This is a genomic window from Pseudomonas nicosulfuronedens, from assembly GCF_005877905.1.
Lineage (GTDB): Bacteria > Pseudomonadota > Gammaproteobacteria > Pseudomonadales > Pseudomonadaceae > Pseudomonas > Pseudomonas nicosulfuronedens.
The window spans coordinates 1-1985 of the sequence record NZ_SWDV01000104.1; the positions used below are offsets into that span (position 1 = coordinate 1).

General features: G+C 55.1%; 2 protein-coding genes. Both read left to right on the forward strand.

Annotated features, from left to right (window positions below; all coding sequences use genetic code 11):
- Positions 1-804 (forward strand): DUF1329 domain-containing protein (locus FAS41_RS30590; RefSeq protein ID WP_138527009.1); only part of this gene is annotated, 804 nt, incomplete at its 5' end.
- 65 nt (positions 805-869) lie between these two features.
- On the forward strand, positions 870-1970 hold the full coding sequence (locus FAS41_RS30595; RefSeq protein ID WP_138527010.1) for a YCF48-related protein: 1101 nt from the start codon (positions 870-872) through the stop codon (positions 1968-1970).
- The last annotated feature ends 15 nt before the right edge of the window (positions 1971-1985 follow it).

Genomic DNA, 1985 nt, shown 5'->3' on the forward strand with positions numbered 1-1985 from the left:
AACGGTAAGCTGATCAACTCCGGTGAAATCAAACTCTCGCGGAACTTCACCTTCCATAACCCCGCAGCCACCAGCGAATCTATCAAGAAGGAAGATTCGTTCATTTTCCAGAACGCATACAATTTCACCGGTCCGGCACGCAGCGTTGGTGACGCGACGATGTATTTCGATACTGTCGACATGGTCACTATGCCACGCCGTGCTTACTCCTACTCGGCAAGCACACGTCGAGTACGACTCAGCCCCGACATCGCATACGACACGCCGATTGCATCCCAAGGCGGCGTGACGACCTACGATGATGCAGAACTCTATTGCGGAAAACTGGACCGTTTCGACTTCAAGCTGATTGGGAAACGCGAGCTGTACATCCCGTACAACATCTACGACCTAAGCTTCAAAATCACCTCGGACAAGGCACTTACCCCAAACCATGTAAACCCAGATGCAGTGCGCTGGGAACTGCACCGCGTTTGGGTCGTGGAGGCCACGCTGAAGCCTGGCCTTCGACACGTCTATAGCAAGCGAGTCTTCTACTTTGATGAGGACTGGTCGGGCGCAGGTATGAGTGATGAGTACGACGGAGCAGGCAAGCTCTACAAGGGCCTGCAGATGGGCATGAGCCAGCTCTACGACAAGCAGGCACCAATGTCGCGTACTTATTGGGCCTACGACCTCTCGACCGGTGTGTATTCCTTCTCGCAGAACTACTCCGATCTGAAGTTTGGCTGGCGTGTTCTGGACAAGCCCCTACCCCGATCGACCTTCACCCCGGAAGCATTACAAGCACGTAGCGGCCGTTAATTCGCCCAGCCACTGAGGGCTGCCGGATTTGCTCGGCAGTCCTCCGACGCTCAAAGGTCTTGAGTATGCCAATTCTTTATCGAGGCTTAGTTGCTCTCGTGCTGGTGCTCTGCGCGGGTATTTCGACCGCCTCAGCAGACTTTGTCGATCCACTGAACATACCTGCTCAGCCAAGTAATAAAGCTCAGAGCAGTATTTTAATCGGGGTGACGCAAACGCCAGGCGGGCGATGGGTAGCAGTCGGCCGACGCGGCCACATTATTTACTCCGATGACACAAAGTCTTGGAAACAAGCCAGTGTGCCGGTTTCAGTAGATTTGGTGGCCGTGCAGTTCCCAACCGCTAAACATGGATGGGCCGTCGGTCATGGAGGCATCATTCTCCACAGTTCCGATTCAGGACAGACCTGGACCAAGCAACTTGACGGAAAGCAGCTAGCAGACCTGCTGATTCAGCACTGGAAACCGTTGGCTGAACACGCCAATGAGGACAACCCAAGCTCAACTTATGCGCTGCAAGATGCCGAACGGTTCAAGGAGGAAGGCCCTGGGCGCCCCTTCCTCGATGTTCACTTTACGGACGAAAAAGCTGGATATGCCGTGGGTGCATACAACCTCCTGCTGCGCACGGATGACGGCGGCACCCATTGGCAGGTGCTGGCTGACCTGACGGACAACCCGTCAGCGTTTCACTTCAACGCTGTGCAGGTGATGGATGGAAGCGCCTACCTAGTCGGCGAGCAAGGACTCTTACTGAAAGAAGATCCTGAAAGCCATCGTTTCACCCCCATCCCGACGCCCTATAACGGGACATGGTTCGGCCTCGTTGCCCAGCGAGAGTCTCTATTGCTCTTTGGTCTTCGTGGCTCCGCATACCTGAGCCATAACCGAGGTCAAGACTGGACCAAAGTGGACACTGGTACGGATAGCACTATCACCAGCGGGATTTTACTGCCGGACGGTCGGACGGCGCTGGCCAGCGCCGACGGTGAACTACTGATCAGCCAAAGCAACGAATCTGCTCACTTCGAAAGAGCAATCCCCTTCAACACAACACCGATCTATGGGCTAGCACCGGTCGCAGGGGAGCCTGCAGTAGTCGCTGTAGGTGCCGATGGCATAAAGCGTATCGACTTTGGCCTCACTCCAGATCAATCAAAGCGCTAGGGATGGGGGTGAAAC